The following is a 14,318-nucleotide window of genomic DNA, read 5'->3' as shown; positions in this document are numbered from 1 at the left end:
AGTGATGTCAAATAAAATAATATTTCATTACAGGAGGTAATTATGAAATATAATTATTTAATAAAAGTATTGTTTCTGCCAATCCTAACATCTGCTGCATTTGCTTTGCAACCACCAGATCTCGAAAGTATGGATATGAATCGCGAACGTGATTTTTTGCTTGTAAAAAGCGAAATTGTGAGCCGTTTAGGAGCTGAGTACTATGACGACACTTTTCATTTTGATCAATCAGATTTGAATGTAGAGGTTCGGCGTGCAGAATACCTGTATAACCAACAAAAAATGTATAATCCCTATCAATATCCAACGATTGGACAATTGTTTTATAAGAAATCAGATCTATTTAATTATGTTCGGAAAAAACTTGATGATCATAACTATTGGATTATGTACGCGAATCAATTCATGAACCAATTTAACTTAGATGAATATGATTCTTATCCTAACTTTAGTGAAACTAAGTTTTCACAGCGATTTAAAGAATTTATTGATTCAGAATATATTGAACTTCAAAAATGGAAAGATATTGACACTGAAACGCACAGCAATCCACAAGCCTATCTGTTGCATGGGCCATTGCATCCCCATCATGTGACTGGCGTTGATCTGCTTCATGCTGCTGGTATTAATGGTGATGGGGCTAAGGTTATTGTGTGGGACTGTGGTTTTGTCGATAATTGTCATGTTAAATTTACGATTAAGGATGAGCATGTCAAACATCCCGAAGAGGGGGATGAGGTGGATCGTAATGATCAGCACGGTACACACGTTGCAGGAACGATTGCTGCTGATGAGATATCTGGTGATTATAAAGGGGTCGCCTTTGGTGCAGACGTTTTGCCTGTGGAATTTCAGGGCGTGGATGAGCTGATTGAGCGGATTCAAAATAGTGATGCAAAAATTATTAGTGCTTCCTTCCACTATTTAGTTCGCAAAAATCAAATGCGTAATTTTGATAAACTCTTAGACGAGTTGGAAAAACACGATCGTATCTTAGTCATGGCTTCGGGAAATGATTCTAAGTATGTTTCGGATGACCTAAATCCTGATTTTTTGACCTATTGGGATAAAGGACTGTGGTTTGGAACGCATGGTGCGTGGATTTTGTCTAAGAATAAGGCGTTAGCAAACCGTATTTTGCTTGTCGGATCTTTAAAGGAGGATGGTCAAACGGTTAGTCGGTTCTCTAATTTGCCCGGATCAATGCACCAGAATTTTGTTTTTGCACCCGGTGAGAATGTGATGGCAACTGTTGAGCGAGACACATTTGATAAAATGTCAGGAACATCCATGGCAACTCCACATGTTTCCGGGATTTTAACACTAATGAATAAATATTATCCACAATTGTCTGCCATTGAGCTTAAGGATTGTTTAATTCGTTCCTGCGATAAGTTTTGGGAAGATAATACTCATGGTGTTAGTTTTAAACCGGAATTATTTGGTCAAGGTCGTGTCAATGCAGTCGCTGCCTTTGCCGAAGCAGAAAAACTGATTAAAATAAAGGCGGCAAAAGGGGACGGTGTGACTAAACTTGTTGACATGATGGATGTAGCCTAAGTTTCTGGATGCCTAATAAGAGGGAGGGAGATCCTCCCTTTTATTTTTGTCTGCGTCAATTGAGCGCACCAGAAAAATGAGTCTTAGCCTCTTGTGCTGAACGATAAAACCCGTCACAATGCATTTAGCGAGTATTTTATTTATGTGGTAGTTGGGTTATGAGTTTTATCAAGAAAATGGCTTGGCTGTTTGCTGTTACCAGTGTTGCAATGGCTGATGCACCAAAGCCGTGGGAAATCGGATTCCAGTCACCGGCAACGCCAACGATGGATGGATTAACTGAGATGCACAATCTTTTGTTAGTCATTATCATTAGTGTCGGTGTTTTTGTGACGTTGCTGTTGGGGTATACCCTATGGCGATACAATGAAAAACGAAACCCAAACCCGTCAAGGGTTTCTCATAATACCTTTATTGAAATTGTCTGGACATTGGTTCCTGTTTTAATTTTGGTTGTTATTGGCATTCCGTCTTTGAAGTTACTATTTTTTAGTGATCGTATTGAAAATGCTGATCTGACAGTTAAGGTTATTGGGCGTCAATGGTACTGGACATATGAATTGCCTGATCATAAAGTTGAATTTGACAGTCGAATGATTGAGGATGCGGATCTTAAACCCGGTCAGCTTCGTTTGCTGGATGTGGATAATCCGATCGTTGTTCCTGTTGGTAAGGCGGTTCGGTTATTGGTAACATCTGACAATGTTCTTCATAGTTTCGCCGTTCCATCGTTTGGTGTTAAAAAAGACGCTGTTCCGGGTCGTTTAAACGAGACATGGTTTAAAGTCCATAAAGAAGGGACTTACTATGGCCAATGTTCGGAACTCTGTGGTGTTAAGCACGGATTTATGCCGATTGCTGTGAAAGTCGTTTCCCAAGAAGAGTTTGATACTTGGGTTAAAACTAAACAGGCAAGTTAAAAGTAGCCCCTCTATGGGGCATTAGATTAGGTTAGTTGTAAGAAATAGGTGAAAAATGTCAAGTACAACCGCAGTTGCAGACCATGGACATCACGATCACCATCCCACAGGGTGGCGACGTTGGTTATTATCCACCAACCATAAGGATATCGGAACCCTTTATATTATTTTTGCCATGGTTGGCGGGATCTTAGGTGGGGCTGCTTCGATGATTATTCGAGCACAATTAATGCACCCGGGAAGTTTGGTTTTGGGGGCTGACTATCAACTTTATAATGTCATCATTTCTGCTCATGGTGTTTTGATGATTTTCTTTATGGTGATGCCTGCGTTAATTGGTGGTTTTGGGAACTGGTTTGTGCCCTTGATGATTGGGGCGCCCGATATGGCATTTCCGCGCATGAACAATATTAGCTTTTGGCTCATGGTTCCGTCTCTCGCTTTATTACTATTATCTGGTGTCACTGCCGGCGGAGCAGGGACCGGTTGGACATTCTATCCCCCCTTGAGTGATGCTCAGTATCATTCAGGGCCTGCGGTTGATTATTTGTTATTCAGTCTTCACTTGGCTGGTGCTTCGTCGATTATGGGGGCGATTAACTTTATCGTGACCATTTTTAACATGCGTTCCCCAGGGATGACATTCCACAAAATGCCGTTGTTTGTCTGGTCTATGTTGGTCACTGCATTTTTGCTATTGTTAGCTGTTCCTGTTTTGGCTGGTGGGATTACCATGTTGATTACAGATCGTAACTTTGGGACAACGTTCTTTAACCCGGCAGGAGGTGGTGATCCTGTTTTGTTCCAGCATTTATTCTGGTTCTTTGGTCACCCTGAAGTTTATATTATGATTCTGCCTGCTTTTGGAATTGTGTCTCAAGTTATCTCTACTTTTGCACGTAAACCTATTTTTGGTTATTTAGGAATGGCCTATGCTATGGTTGCGATTGCAGTATTAGGATTTGTTGTTTGGGCTCACCACATGTTTACAGTGGGGATGGATGTAAAGGCTAACGCGTACTTTACTGTTGCAACAATGGTTATTGCAGTGCCGACGGGTATTAAGGTTTTTTCATGGATCGCAACTATGTGGGGCGGTGCATTGAAATTCAAAACACCAATGATCTTTGCTGCTGGGTTTGTGCTGTTGTTTACCATTGGTGGATTAACAGGGATTGTCTTGGCGAATGGGTCTGTCGACGTTGCTCTCCATGATACCTATTATGTTGTGGCGCATTTTCATTATGTTCTTTCTATGGGGGCTTTGTTTGGTTTATTCTCTGGATTTTACTATTGGATTGGTAAGATGTCAGGGTATCAATATAACGAAACATTGGGTAAGATCCATTTTTGGTTGACTTTTATTGGTGTTAACGTTCTGTTTTTCCCTATGCACTTTTTAGGTTTGTCCGGTATGCCTCGACGTATTCCTGATTATCCGGATGCGTTTGCACCATGGAACTATGTTGCTTCCTTAGGTGGGTTTTTGTCAGGGTTTGCCGGGTTATTCTTCTTTTATGTCTTGTACCGTATCTTTAAAGATAAAATACCTTGCCCTGCAAATCCATGGGGTGAGGGGGCGGACACACTGGAGTGGACCATACCATCTCCACCGGCGTTCCATTCTTTTGATGAACAACCTAAGATAAAATAATAAACCTTAGTTTTGATATAAAAACCCTCTAGTAAAAAGAGGGTTTTTATTTTTGTAATATAATTACGTTAATTGGTAAATTATTAATATTATATAAGCCAAACTGAAGTGTAAGTAACGAAGTACAATGAGGTTTGGGTATGATTAAGGGTGTATATGTTTCTCTATTTCTATCAATATTTAGTGTTCATTCTGAAGATTATGGTCTTGATTTATTATTTGATGAAACGCCTAAGGGGGCTGTTGACGAAACACCCGCTGTTGACACATCAGCAATACCAACTGCCCTGAGTCTGTATGTTCCCCCTAAGTTAGACATGGGAGATATTTTGTATCCGGATGAAATATATGCACATTTGACGGAATCTACAATTGGTCAGGATGATGCTATGAAAGGTATGGCAACATTTGTTCATGATCATTTGGTTAACTTACGATTTAAATCTGCTCTAAAATTAGATCCTAAACTTGCTCAATACGCTGACGTTGAACTTGTTAAACCCAATATACTGATGGTTGGGCCGACGGGGACTGGTAAAACATCGACGATTCAAGCTTTATCTAAAATAATGAACGTGCCGATGGTTGTTGGAAATGCGACTGAATGGACGACTCAGGGGTATATCGGATCTAAATGGCAATATATGTTTGATATTCTATATCTTAATGCTGAAACCTTTTTGAAAAAGTCGCAAGAAGACAAACCGAAACGTTCTGAAATTATTGCTTGTGCTCAACAAGGGATTGTCTTTATGGATGAGTTTGATAAAATCTGCCTCGAACATGGAAGTAAACTAGAGGTTGTCACGCGTGTTCAGCAAGAACTTTTGCCGCCAATACAAGGCACAACAATCATCCTGAATAATGGTGAGGCTTTTGATACATCAAATGTTTTATTCATTGCAGGCGGTGCTTTTCCAAACCTAAAGCCGAGTAATGGTAAGGTTTTAACGCCACATGATTTAGAGCGTTTTGGGATGTTGCCAGAATTAGCCGGGCGTTTGGGAAATATTGTTCAGCTTCAATCTTTAGGCAAAGATAGTCTTAAAAGAATTATGACAACAGCAAAATCATCGGTTTTGATACAATTAAAGGCAAAATATAAACTAGCTTATGATATTGATCTGTCATTTTCTGATGATGCTTTGGATTATATTGCTGATATAGCTGTTCTGCAAAGTACAGGGGCAAGAAGCCTAAATGCCATGATTTCAGATATTATGAAAGAGATTGCTTTTAATATCCGCGTGCATGTTGGCAAGTCCATGGAAATCACCCGTAAAGATGCGGTCAAGGTTTTGGAGAAATATCGTCCGAAAAAAGAAGAAATTAATCCAAGCATACGGGCAATGTACATGTGATAGACAGTGCAGGGTATTCGTGTTAAGATTCCCTTATTTCGTGAGGGATGAACGATGATAAAAGACGCAATAATTCTTGTTGGAATTTCGTGCCGAACAACAAATGCAACTGAAGCATCTGCTGAGGCAAAAATTCCAAGTATGTTTGGGCGTTATTTTGCCGAAGAGATTTTTTCCCAATTACCGAATCGGGCCAATCCTGGGATACTCTATTCTTGCTATACAGACTATTCCTCAGATCATACAGGTGAATATACCTACTTCTTAGGGGAGCAAGTTACTTCTGCTGAGACCATGCCTGAAGGATTAAATATGTTAGCAATCCCTGCACAATCCTATCATGTTGCCTCTAACGCAGGCCCGATGCCTCAGACTTGTATTAATGCGTGGCAAGAAATTTGGGCAGATTCAGCATTGAATGCCCAGAGAACATATCTGGTTGATTTCGAAAAATACGACATGGCCAAAATGTCACCAGATCACACGGAGTTTGAGATTTATATTGGGATAAGGGCTATAAATAGAGCATCACTTTAGCGCTATTCTGCCGCATAAACAGACAATAATCTAATGTTTTATTCTGAACGATGGTTACTTAGTTTTGGTAACACATTTTCTAGTATAGGGGGGGCTTGTGGGATTGTTGCATCTATATAAGGTGACGAACTTGATTTGTTTAAATTATAGAGGTTTTCTTGTTGAAAGAATCTAGGAGGGTATTGGGTTTTTGTCGAATCATTGCTTTCTTCCGAATGAGGGGCAGTCAGTTCTATAGCGATATGATAAGGAGCGATCTCAATGTCGAGTTTTTGGAGTAAGGCATCCCAAGAACTAATACTGTCTGCTTTTTCGTGGCCTGTTGATAGATTAATTAGAAAAAGAGATGCGATAGAGAGTTTGACCATTATTTTTTCCTTTGTATATCGTGTTCACATGATATTAAAAAGCGATATACTTTAATATTTTTTGTTTATTCTTTTTTGGTTGTGTTGCCTTATAATCATTTAAGACGATGCCAGAGAGTTAAATGGAATGACTGTAATTGTGTGAATAAATAAGAGCCCCGTTATTTGGGGCTCTTATTTCTATTACTCAATTTCAACGGCAACCGCAACGGCTTCACCACCGCCAAGGCAGAGGGACGCAATGCCTTTTTTCTTGCCTTGAGTGCGAAGGGCATGAATTAGTGTTACGACTAAGCGTGCTCCGCTGGCACCAATTGGATGACCTAATGCACAAGCGCCACCATAAACATTGACTTTTGTGTGGGGGATATTTAGATCTTTCATGGCAGCCATGGTGACAACAGCAAAAGCTTCATTAATTTCAAAGAGATCAATCTCCTCAATTTTCCAGCCGATTTTTTTGCAGAGTTTATCAATGGCACCGACTGGGGCTGTTGTAAACCATTCTGGTTCTTGAGCATATGTCGCATGGCCTTTGACGGTCGCCAAGACGGCCTGTCCTGACTTTTTGGCCTGATCTTTAGACATCAGGACAACCGCTGCTGCACCATCAGAAATGGAGGATGAGTTTGCCGCAGTAACCGTACCATCTTTTTTAAAGGCTGGTTTGAGTTGTGGGATTTTGTCTGGATTGACTTTGCTTGGTGTTTCATCTTCGGCGATGACGATGTCGCCTTTGCGGTCCTGGATCGTGACTGATGTGATTTCATCTTTAAACACTCCATCTTGGAGAGCTTGCTTGGCGCGGATTGATGATTCACGAGCAAAGGCATCTTGATCTTCACGGGTAAACCCATATTTTTCAGCTGTTGCTTCGGCAAATAATCCCATTAACCCACCTTCGGTATAAGAATCTTCTAAACCATCAAGAAACATGTGGTCAAAAATTTTACCATGACCTAGGCGGTATCCGCTGCGTCCTTTTTGTAAAAGATAGGGGGCATTTGTCATGCTTTCCATGCCGCCTGCAACAATTGTATTTGTCTCACCTGCGCGGATTTGATCAATCCCAAGCATGATTGCTTTCATACCGGAACCACAAACTTTATTGATCGTAGCGCATGGCGTGTGTTTATGGATGCCAGCACCGAGCGCTGCTTGACGAGCAGGGGCTTGACCTAGTCCAGCAGGTAAAACACATCCCATATAGACTTCTTCGATTGAGTCGCCGGAAATATTAGCAGAATCTAAGGCACCTTTGATGGCGGTTGATCCGAGTGATGTTGTTTTTACACCATCAAATACACCTTGAAATGCACCGATTGGTGTGCGTTGTGCTGCGACGATGACGACTTCTGTGGACATTATAATAACCCTCTATCCTAATATTTATTACATACATACAACCAATTTTAGCATAAATGTGCAAACGAAAAGTTAACAAGTAGTAGGTAGTGAGGATTTTTTGCCTCTCTATCAAGAGGATAGGTGTAGAGAAAAGGCGTCAGAGTTGACGCCTTTTGACTTAAATATTTCAGAGATTGGTATTAACCAACAATTTCTGTTTGGGCGAAGAAGTATGCAATCTCAATAGCTGCATTTTCCAAAGAATCTGAACCATGGACAGAGTTTGCTTCGATGGATTCAGCAAATTCTTTACGAATTGTACCGGCATCTGCATTTTCTGGGTTTGTTGCACCCATAACTTCACGGTATTTTGCAACAGCATTGTCGCCTTCAAGAACTTGAACAACAACTGGTCCGGAAATCATGAAAGAAACGAGGTCGTTAAAGAAAGCGCGTTCTTTGTGAACTGCGTAAAAACCTTCGGCTTGTGCTTGTGTCAGTTGAACGCGCTTTTGAGCAACGATACGTAGACCAGCTGCTTCGATTGTTGCGTTGATTTTACCGGTTAGGTTGCGACGTGTTGCGTCAGGCTTAATGATAGAAAATGTTCTTTGTAGTGTCATTTTATACTCCGAGTAATTAGACAGATTTTAATACGAGTGAGGCATTTGTGCCACCAAAACCAAAGGAATTGGAGACCGCAATTTTAATTGGGCGTTGCTTTGCTTGATGAGCAACGAGGTCTAGATCACACCCTTCGGAAGGATTGTCCAAATTCAGGGTGGGCGGTGCTACTTGATCTCGTAAAGCTAACGCACAGAAAATAGTCTCAACGCTGCCGGCCGCACCTAAGAGGTGGCCGATTGCTGACTTTGTTGAAGACATGGATAGTTTATAGGCATGGTCACCAAAGGCGCGCTTGACAGCTTTGATTTCAATCGCATCCCCTAATGGTGTTGATGTTCCGTGGGCGTTGATATAGTCAACTTCTTCCGGATTGATCTTAGCATTACGCAAAGCTGCTTGCATAGCGCGGTAAGCACCATCGCCATCTTCGGCAGGGGCTGTAATATGATGGGCATCGCCTGACATACCGTAACCGATAACTTCAGCATAAATCTTAGCGCCACGCTTTTTAGCATGTTCATATTCTTCGAGAACGACGATTCCAGATCCTTCGCCCATAACGAATCCATCGCGACCTTCATCCCACGGGCGAGATGCTTTAGTCGGTGTATCGTTATAACTTGTCGATAGAGCGCGTGCAGAGGCAAAACCAGCCATAGCTAAGCGACAAACGGCTCCTTCGGCACCGCCTGCAATCATAACATCTGCATCGCCAAACATAATCAATCGGGACGCATCGCCAATGGCGTGCGCTCCTGTGGCACAAGCCGTAACTACTGCATGATTTGGACCTTTGAATCCGTGGCGGATGGAAACATGGCCAGAGACAAGATTTATTAAAGATGCCGGAATAAAAAATGGTGAAACACGGCGTGGGCCTGAATTATCTAAGATACTACCTGTTTTGTGGATTTCAGCAAGACCACCAATGCCAGACCCGATCATAACACCGGTTCGGCAGCGGTCTTCCTCTGATTCAGGCATCCAACCTGAATCTTGGATCGCTTGTTCAGCGGCGGCAACGCCGTATAAAATAAAGTCGTCAACTTTTCGTTGATCTTTGGGTTCCATATACAGATTAGGGTTAAATACCCCTTGCCCTTTGATGGTTGTCTCGCCTCTTGGGACAATCCCCGCAATTTTGGCAGCTAAGTCAGATGTCTCAAAGTGTTCAATTCCCTTGATTCCTGATTTGCTGGCTAGGATGCCTTCCCAGCTGGATTTAGCTCCGTCCCCTAGGGGGGTGACAAGACCGATACCGGTTATAACAACTCGACGCATGGGACCCTCAATTTTTTGATTTAAGGTAAAAAGGGCAGCTGTAAAAGCTGCCCAAATAAGAGATACAAAAACTTAAGCTGCGTTTGCTTCGATGAACGCGATCGCATCTTTAACTGTTGCGATTTTTTCTGCAGCTGTATCTGGAATTTCGATACCGAATTCTTCTTCGAACTTCATAACAAGTTCAACGGTGTCTAGGCTGTCTGCACCAAGATCATCAACGAAGCTTGATGTTTCTGTAACTTTAGAAGCGTCAACACCTAAGTGGTCGACAACGATTTCAATAACGCGGCTTGTAACATTGCTCATTATAAGATGTCCTTTAAAAATTTATAAAACAATTTTTCAACACTAGAAATAACCTCTTTTTTTATAAAATTCAAGAGCCATCCATAGCAAAAGTAAAAAACAGTTTCTAAAGAACAGGTTTTTCTATAGGATCAGGGGTATAAACCCCTTGCTTGTAGGGGGAAAAATTTTAGGATTTGGTTTATGCAAAAAATAAAATCTTTATTGTTCAATGTATACTTTGTGATTGTTTCAGCCGGCAGTGCTATTTTGGGTGTTCTTTTTCTATTTGGAAGTCGTAAATTAGCCTTTAGACCACCTCAGGCATGGGGTGCTTTGAACAGTTGGGGGGCTAAGCATATCCTAGGGCTTGATTACCGCGTTTTAGGGCTTGAAAATATGCCAAAGGGGCCTTGTATTATTGCCTCTAAACATCAATCAGCATGGGAGACCTATTCTTTTTGTAATATTTTTCCCGAGTCTGTTTTTATTGCTAAGCGTGAGTTGCTGTATCTTCCTTTTTTTAATTTTCATTTCATGAAAACTAAAACCATTATGTTGAATCGAAAATTAGGTAGTCATGCTAAGGCTGATATGGTCAGGCAAGCAAAGGAACGGATTGCGGATGGTGATAGAATTATTATTTATCCCGAAGGAACGCGTAAGGGGTTTGGTGATGCGCCGAGATATAGGCAGGGAATCGGGGCGATGTATACCGAGCTTAGTGTTCCGGTTGTGCCCGTTGCCCTCGATTCCGGTGCATTTTGGCCACGTCGTGGTTTTGAGAAAAAATCAGGGACAATTACAGTGTCAATTTTACCTCCCATTCAACCGGGATTGTCTCATGCAGAGTTTATGAAAACTTTAGAAGAGAGAATCGAAGGTGAAATGAAGAGTTTGCGAAAGTAGTTGGATATGAAAAAGCTTATGGCAATGGGTGCCTTGTTGCAAGCTGTCTGTGGTTTAGATCCAGAATCGATGGATATTCCTCAGCAAATTACTCAACAACACTTAGAACGTGCGGGTGAGGATATGTATTTTGACCTTCGGGGAAAACAATGTAGGATCCTTGCTTTAGGTATGGAAACTTTTTACCTAAATGGACGGGTGCTTTCACAATCATCACTCGATATTAGACGAAGGTCTACACCAGATATGATTCCGCTACAGCTGGCTTTTGTTGATGGGACAACACAATCAGCAACCTTATTTATAACTTTGGTTCAGGTGAATCAATCCCGCAAACGTCATGCTGATTGGGATCCTGATGCTTAAGAAGTTTAAAGAGAAAGAATAGCTTATTTATTCTCGTTATTTGCTTTATTTTCATCAATCTGATACTATATTTTTAATTGTAACATAAGTGAATGAGGTTAATTATGGCTTATGAAAATCGTACGGTACAACGTTCCGGCCAATTTGCTGCCTTTGAAGAAGGTTTGCGTGGCTTTATGCAGCGTGTTTTTGTTTATATGGGGTTGGGTCTTGCAGTCACAGGGCTAGCTGCGTTTTTTGCTGTGACTAATCCGTCACTTCAGGCATTTCTGTTTGCGCCTGGCGTGACATGGGTTGTTTTACTTGCACCTTTGGCTTTGGTTATGTTCTTGAGTTTTAGAATTAATTCCATGAGTTTTTCTACGGCACAGACAACCTATTGGATTTATGCAGCCTTGATGGGACTATCTCTGACGCCTGTATTGATGATGTATCAAATTGAAAGTGTAGCTCGTATTTTCTTTATTACAGCTAGCGTGTTTGGTTCAATGGCTTTGTATGGTTATACAACCAAAAAAGATCTGACTTCTATGGGATCCTTTATGTTGATGGGGTTGATTGGCGTTATCGTTGCATCCATAGTTAATATCTTTATGCAAAGCAATATGATGACTCTTGTAACATCAGCTTTGTCCGTAATCATCTTTACAGGTCTAACAGCCTATGATGTTCAAAAATTGAAAGACATCTATTATCAAGCTGATACCCCAGAAACATCTGGTAAGATGGCAGTTATGGGCGCCTTGACTTTGTATTTAGACTTTATCAACTTGTTCTTGGCTTTACTTCGTTTGTTCGGCAATCGTCGCGACTAAGTTTATTGGTTTTTGAGAAAAAGGGAGCTTCTTAGCTCCCTTTTTTATTGGAAAAAGCTTCGTATATCCTTATTTATCCTATACTCATCTTAGTTGAAGATGCGCATGGAGAATTCCGCAACTTCAGCTAAGTTGAGTATATATAAGGTTGGTCTTTATAGGTGGCAGAAATATTATTGGGAAAAGATAGATGAATTATTGGTTTAATAAGAGTATAGGCGTCAGTCTTATTTTGATTTTTTCTCCCTGGATAGCCTGCGCCTATGAGTTTCCAGAGATTGAGCATCCTTTGTATTTTAAGGCAATGTTTGAGGGGAGAGAGGCTAGAATTCTGTTGACGAACCATGCTTGCCCTCTAGATAAACTGCCTGAATATGTTCGCGAAGATATTTCCAGATGTACAGTGGGTGTTTCAGAGATATCGTGTTCGTCACAGTTAGACTATGAAAGGTTAATGCGTAAATATTTTTCATTGGATAATGTGAGTGATTTGCCGTGGTACTCTGATTTGAGTTCAGAGGATCAAACCTTTTTAGTGCGAATTATTGATGCTATTTCTGAAGAGGATTTTTCTGTGATCTTTCAGGATTGTTTGATGCCCTTTCTGAAGGGGGCATCTATTCCTGAGTCTCGCCAAGAAAAGTTTTTTGCTGTTTTTGCACGAACAAAACCTGGATTATTTGCATATATTTATAGTGAGTACATGCTCGATCGAGGTGATGATGATTTGCAAGCAGATGCTGTTTTATTAACTGGAGTGGATGCGACTTTACGTAAGAGGTTTTCCAAAAATGGATCTTTGTATGGTTTAGAATCTACTGAAGAACGTACTAATTTTGATTATTTTGCAAAACTGTCATCTGGGGAAGCACTTATTTATTGCAAAGGGAAATCAGACTCAGAAAATGATGATTCTATGTTTCTTGAATCTATACAGCAGTATGATCCTGATACGGTATTAGTAACGGCTGATGATTATTTACGACAGATTAGATTAATTTACGCCCAGGGACATTTCCTAAATGTAAACGTTGATGCGGTGGATGCTATCCCCCTCTATCAGCGAAATAAACTATGGTTAGCGAGAATCTTAGGGTATTTTCAAAAAAATACGGATGTTGGTAAGTTTTATTTCAATGAGGATAATGCAAAACCATCACTAGAAAAAATTCTTCCTGATTCAGGATTGCCATTATTCTTTTTTGGTTGGGGGCATCAGGTTGGATTGTCAGGTATTCTGACGGATTTAATGCAGAGCCAAATTAACTTAGCGGTTATGCGAGATGGACAATTTTTGGCCGTGAATTGCCCGCAAGATATTCTAAATATTGCCTCGCAAGGGGGGATGAGTAGTACTACCTCTCCGGATGGACTTCCGTGTACACCACAGGGCCAGGCGCTAGGACAGCCTTAATGGCTGCTTTGATTTGATCTGCGGTAACGCCTCTTGATTTTTATCGAGTTTATACTCATCTTGATAATTATGCTTTGCAGAGTATCTTTTTTAGAGGTCTAAGATGAAGATTAAGAAAAATATAAAACTAGTTCGTTCAAATACACTTCTATCTCGTATTGCGCAAAAATTGTTCGGCAGGAAAGCAGAGAGTAAAAATGTAAGCACAAAATTTGGTGGTCAGCCAGATTGGCTTGACACACCTCAATGGCCCATAGGACGAACATCGCAAAAGCCAATGAACTTTTTGTATCAAATCGCAATTGATTCGGATATCTTTCCAGACCATAAAGGTAAAGTCGCTTATGTTTTTATGGATAACTCAGAGGACTCGAATTTCTATGAACCCCTTGGTGGGGACATTGCCGTGATAATTCAGCCAGGTGGCACGTTGCCAATGGTTAAAACTTCGCGTCCGAAAGGTCCTCGACTTACCAAAGTCATTAATCCAATTTTTAGCCCAACTTATAAAATTGGGAGTATGGAACAGACAGCTGTTAAGGAAAAGCAGAAACCAGAATTTATAGAGGTAACTGAGCTTTACCTGGGCCCAAGTGAATATCCAGAGCGACGTGCTATTTTGGTACTCGGTGCTGAGGGCCCTGAAGAAGACTGTGATATCCCGGATGATGTTTCAGGTACTAAGATTGGTGGATATCCTTATTTTATTCAAGATGAAATTAAGACAGGCAAGATGATATTTCTCGCCCAAATTGATTGCGTAGAATGTTTTGATTGGGGCAGAGGAATGTTCTATATATTTATGGATAAAAAGGGGCTCGAGGCTAAACTTTACGTTCAGTTTTAGGGCTAATAATTTCTGTTGCAGATT

The 14,318-nt window shown here is 40.9% G+C and carries 15 protein-coding genes; 10 read left to right on the top strand and 5 right to left on the bottom strand.

Annotated elements, in window-relative coordinates; translation table 11 throughout:
* The first annotated feature begins 42 nt into the window (after positions 1–42).
* The 5 genes from KF820_01745 to KF820_01725 all read left to right on the top strand — a co-directional run bounded on the left by KF820_01745 (position 43) and on the right by KF820_01725 (position 6,032).
* A complete protein-coding gene (locus KF820_01745; GenBank protein MBX3457071.1) occupies positions 43–1,560 on the top strand; it encodes a S8 family serine peptidase in 1,518 nt (505 codons plus the stop codon).
* Between the two features lie 158 nt (positions 1,561–1,718).
* Positions 1,719–2,480 carry a cytochrome c oxidase subunit II gene (coxB, locus tag KF820_01740; GenBank protein ID MBX3457070.1) on the top strand — a complete coding sequence of 254 codons (762 nt, stop codon included), beginning with the start codon at positions 1,719–1,721 and terminating at the stop codon, positions 2,478–2,480.
* Positions 2,481–2,535: 55 nt separating this feature from the next.
* On the top strand, positions 2,536–4,134 hold the full coding sequence (gene ctaD, locus KF820_01735; GenBank protein ID MBX3457069.1) for a cytochrome c oxidase subunit I: 1,599 nt from the start codon (positions 2,536–2,538) through the stop codon (positions 4,132–4,134).
* Between the two features lie 140 nt (positions 4,135–4,274).
* Positions 4,275–5,495: an AAA family ATPase gene (locus KF820_01730; GenBank protein ID MBX3457068.1), complete on the top strand. Its 1,221-nt coding sequence runs from the start codon at positions 4,275–4,277 to the stop codon at positions 5,493–5,495.
* A gap of 54 nt (positions 5,496–5,549) precedes the next feature.
* A complete protein-coding gene (locus tag KF820_01725; GenBank protein MBX3457067.1) occupies positions 5,550–6,032 on the top strand; it encodes a GyrI-like domain-containing protein in 483 nt (160 codons plus the stop codon).
* 38 nt (positions 6,033–6,070) lie between these two features.
* On the opposite strand, the gene KF820_01720 is transcribed toward KF820_01725, so the two are convergent.
* The 5 genes from KF820_01720 to KF820_01700 all read right to left on the bottom strand — a co-directional run bounded on the left by KF820_01720 (position 6,071) and on the right by KF820_01700 (position 9,964).
* Positions 6,071–6,400: a hypothetical protein gene (locus KF820_01720; GenBank protein MBX3457066.1), complete on the bottom strand. Its 330-nt coding sequence runs from the start codon at positions 6,398–6,400 to the stop codon at positions 6,071–6,073.
* A 183-nt stretch (positions 6,401–6,583) separates the two neighbouring features.
* Positions 6,584–7,768, bottom strand: coding sequence for an acetyl-CoA C-acyltransferase (locus KF820_01715; GenBank protein ID MBX3457065.1), 1,185 nt, complete (start codon positions 7,766–7,768; stop codon positions 6,584–6,586).
* A 179-nt stretch (positions 7,769–7,947) separates the two neighbouring features.
* The gene (gene ndk / locus KF820_01710; protein MBX3457064.1) at positions 7,948–8,370 is read right to left on the bottom strand and encodes a nucleoside-diphosphate kinase; all 423 of its coding nucleotides are present in this window, start codon (positions 8,368–8,370) and stop codon (positions 7,948–7,950) included.
* 16 nt (positions 8,371–8,386) lie between these two features.
* Positions 8,387–9,655 carry a beta-ketoacyl-ACP synthase II gene (gene fabF, locus KF820_01705; GenBank protein ID MBX3457063.1) on the bottom strand — a complete coding sequence of 423 codons (1,269 nt, stop codon included), beginning with the start codon at positions 9,653–9,655 and terminating at the stop codon, positions 8,387–8,389.
* Positions 9,656–9,727: 72 nt separating this feature from the next.
* Positions 9,728–9,964: an acyl carrier protein gene (locus KF820_01700; GenBank protein MBX3457062.1), complete on the bottom strand. Its 237-nt coding sequence runs from the start codon at positions 9,962–9,964 to the stop codon at positions 9,728–9,730.
* 183 nt (positions 9,965–10,147) lie between these two features.
* On the opposite strand from KF820_01700, the gene KF820_01695 reads away from it, so the two are divergent.
* The 5 genes from KF820_01695 to KF820_01675 all read left to right on the top strand — a co-directional run bounded on the left by KF820_01695 (position 10,148) and on the right by KF820_01675 (position 14,294).
* Positions 10,148–10,852, top strand: a complete 705-nt coding sequence (locus KF820_01695; GenBank protein ID MBX3457061.1) for a 1-acyl-sn-glycerol-3-phosphate acyltransferase — start codon at positions 10,148–10,150, stop codon at positions 10,850–10,852.
* Positions 10,853–10,858: 6 nt separating this feature from the next.
* Positions 10,859–11,218: a hypothetical protein gene (locus KF820_01690; protein MBX3457060.1), complete on the top strand. Its 360-nt coding sequence runs from the start codon at positions 10,859–10,861 to the stop codon at positions 11,216–11,218.
* Positions 11,219–11,322: 104 nt separating this feature from the next.
* A complete protein-coding gene (locus KF820_01685; GenBank protein ID MBX3457059.1) occupies positions 11,323–12,033 on the top strand; it encodes a Bax inhibitor-1/YccA family protein in 711 nt (236 codons plus the stop codon).
* 190 nt (positions 12,034–12,223) lie between these two features.
* Positions 12,224–13,447 carry a hypothetical protein gene (locus KF820_01680; GenBank protein MBX3457058.1) on the top strand — a complete coding sequence of 408 codons (1,224 nt, stop codon included), beginning with the start codon at positions 12,224–12,226 and terminating at the stop codon, positions 13,445–13,447.
* A 103-nt stretch (positions 13,448–13,550) separates the two neighbouring features.
* On the top strand, positions 13,551–14,294 hold the full coding sequence (locus KF820_01675; GenBank protein ID MBX3457057.1) for a DUF1963 domain-containing protein: 744 nt from the start codon (positions 13,551–13,553) through the stop codon (positions 14,292–14,294).
* The last annotated feature ends 24 nt before the right edge of the window (positions 14,295–14,318 follow it).

This window comes from Candidatus Paracaedibacteraceae bacterium, assembly GCA_019636055.1.
Taxonomy (GTDB): domain Bacteria; phylum Pseudomonadota; class Alphaproteobacteria; order Paracaedibacterales; family Paracaedibacteraceae; genus Paracaedibacter.
Note: the sequence above shows the minus strand (reverse complement) of the source record. Positions and strands in the feature narration are given on the sequence as shown.

Coding starts and splice junctions, on each gene's coding strand:
- KF820_01720 (MBX3457066.1), bottom strand. CDS start 6,400: ATGGTCAAACTCTCTATCGCATCTCTTTTTCTAATTAATCTATCAACA.
- KF820_01680 (MBX3457058.1), top strand. CDS start 12,224: ATGAATTATTGGTTTAATAAGAGTATAGGCGTCAGTCTTATTTTGATT.
- KF820_01695 (MBX3457061.1), top strand. CDS start 10,148: ATGCAAAAAATAAAATCTTTATTGTTCAATGTATACTTTGTGATTGTT.
- KF820_01725 (MBX3457067.1), top strand. CDS start 5,550: ATGATAAAAGACGCAATAATTCTTGTTGGAATTTCGTGCCGAACAACA.
- KF820_01675 (MBX3457057.1), top strand. CDS start 13,551: ATGAAGATTAAGAAAAATATAAAACTAGTTCGTTCAAATACACTTCTA.
- KF820_01700 (MBX3457062.1), bottom strand. CDS start 9,964: ATGAGCAATGTTACAAGCCGCGTTATTGAAATCGTTGTCGACCACTTA.
- KF820_01685 (MBX3457059.1), top strand. CDS start 11,323: ATGGCTTATGAAAATCGTACGGTACAACGTTCCGGCCAATTTGCTGCC.
- KF820_01690 (MBX3457060.1), top strand. CDS start 10,859: ATGAAAAAGCTTATGGCAATGGGTGCCTTGTTGCAAGCTGTCTGTGGT.
- KF820_01730 (MBX3457068.1), top strand. CDS start 4,275: ATGATTAAGGGTGTATATGTTTCTCTATTTCTATCAATATTTAGTGTT.
- ctaD (MBX3457069.1), top strand. CDS start 2,536: ATGTCAAGTACAACCGCAGTTGCAGACCATGGACATCACGATCACCAT.
- KF820_01745 (MBX3457071.1), top strand. CDS start 43: ATGAAATATAATTATTTAATAAAAGTATTGTTTCTGCCAATCCTAACA.
- coxB (MBX3457070.1), top strand. CDS start 1,719: ATGAGTTTTATCAAGAAAATGGCTTGGCTGTTTGCTGTTACCAGTGTT.
- fabF (MBX3457063.1), bottom strand. CDS start 9,655: ATGCGTCGAGTTGTTATAACCGGTATCGGTCTTGTCACCCCCCTAGGG.
- ndk (MBX3457064.1), bottom strand. CDS start 8,370: ATGACACTACAAAGAACATTTTCTATCATTAAGCCTGACGCAACACGT.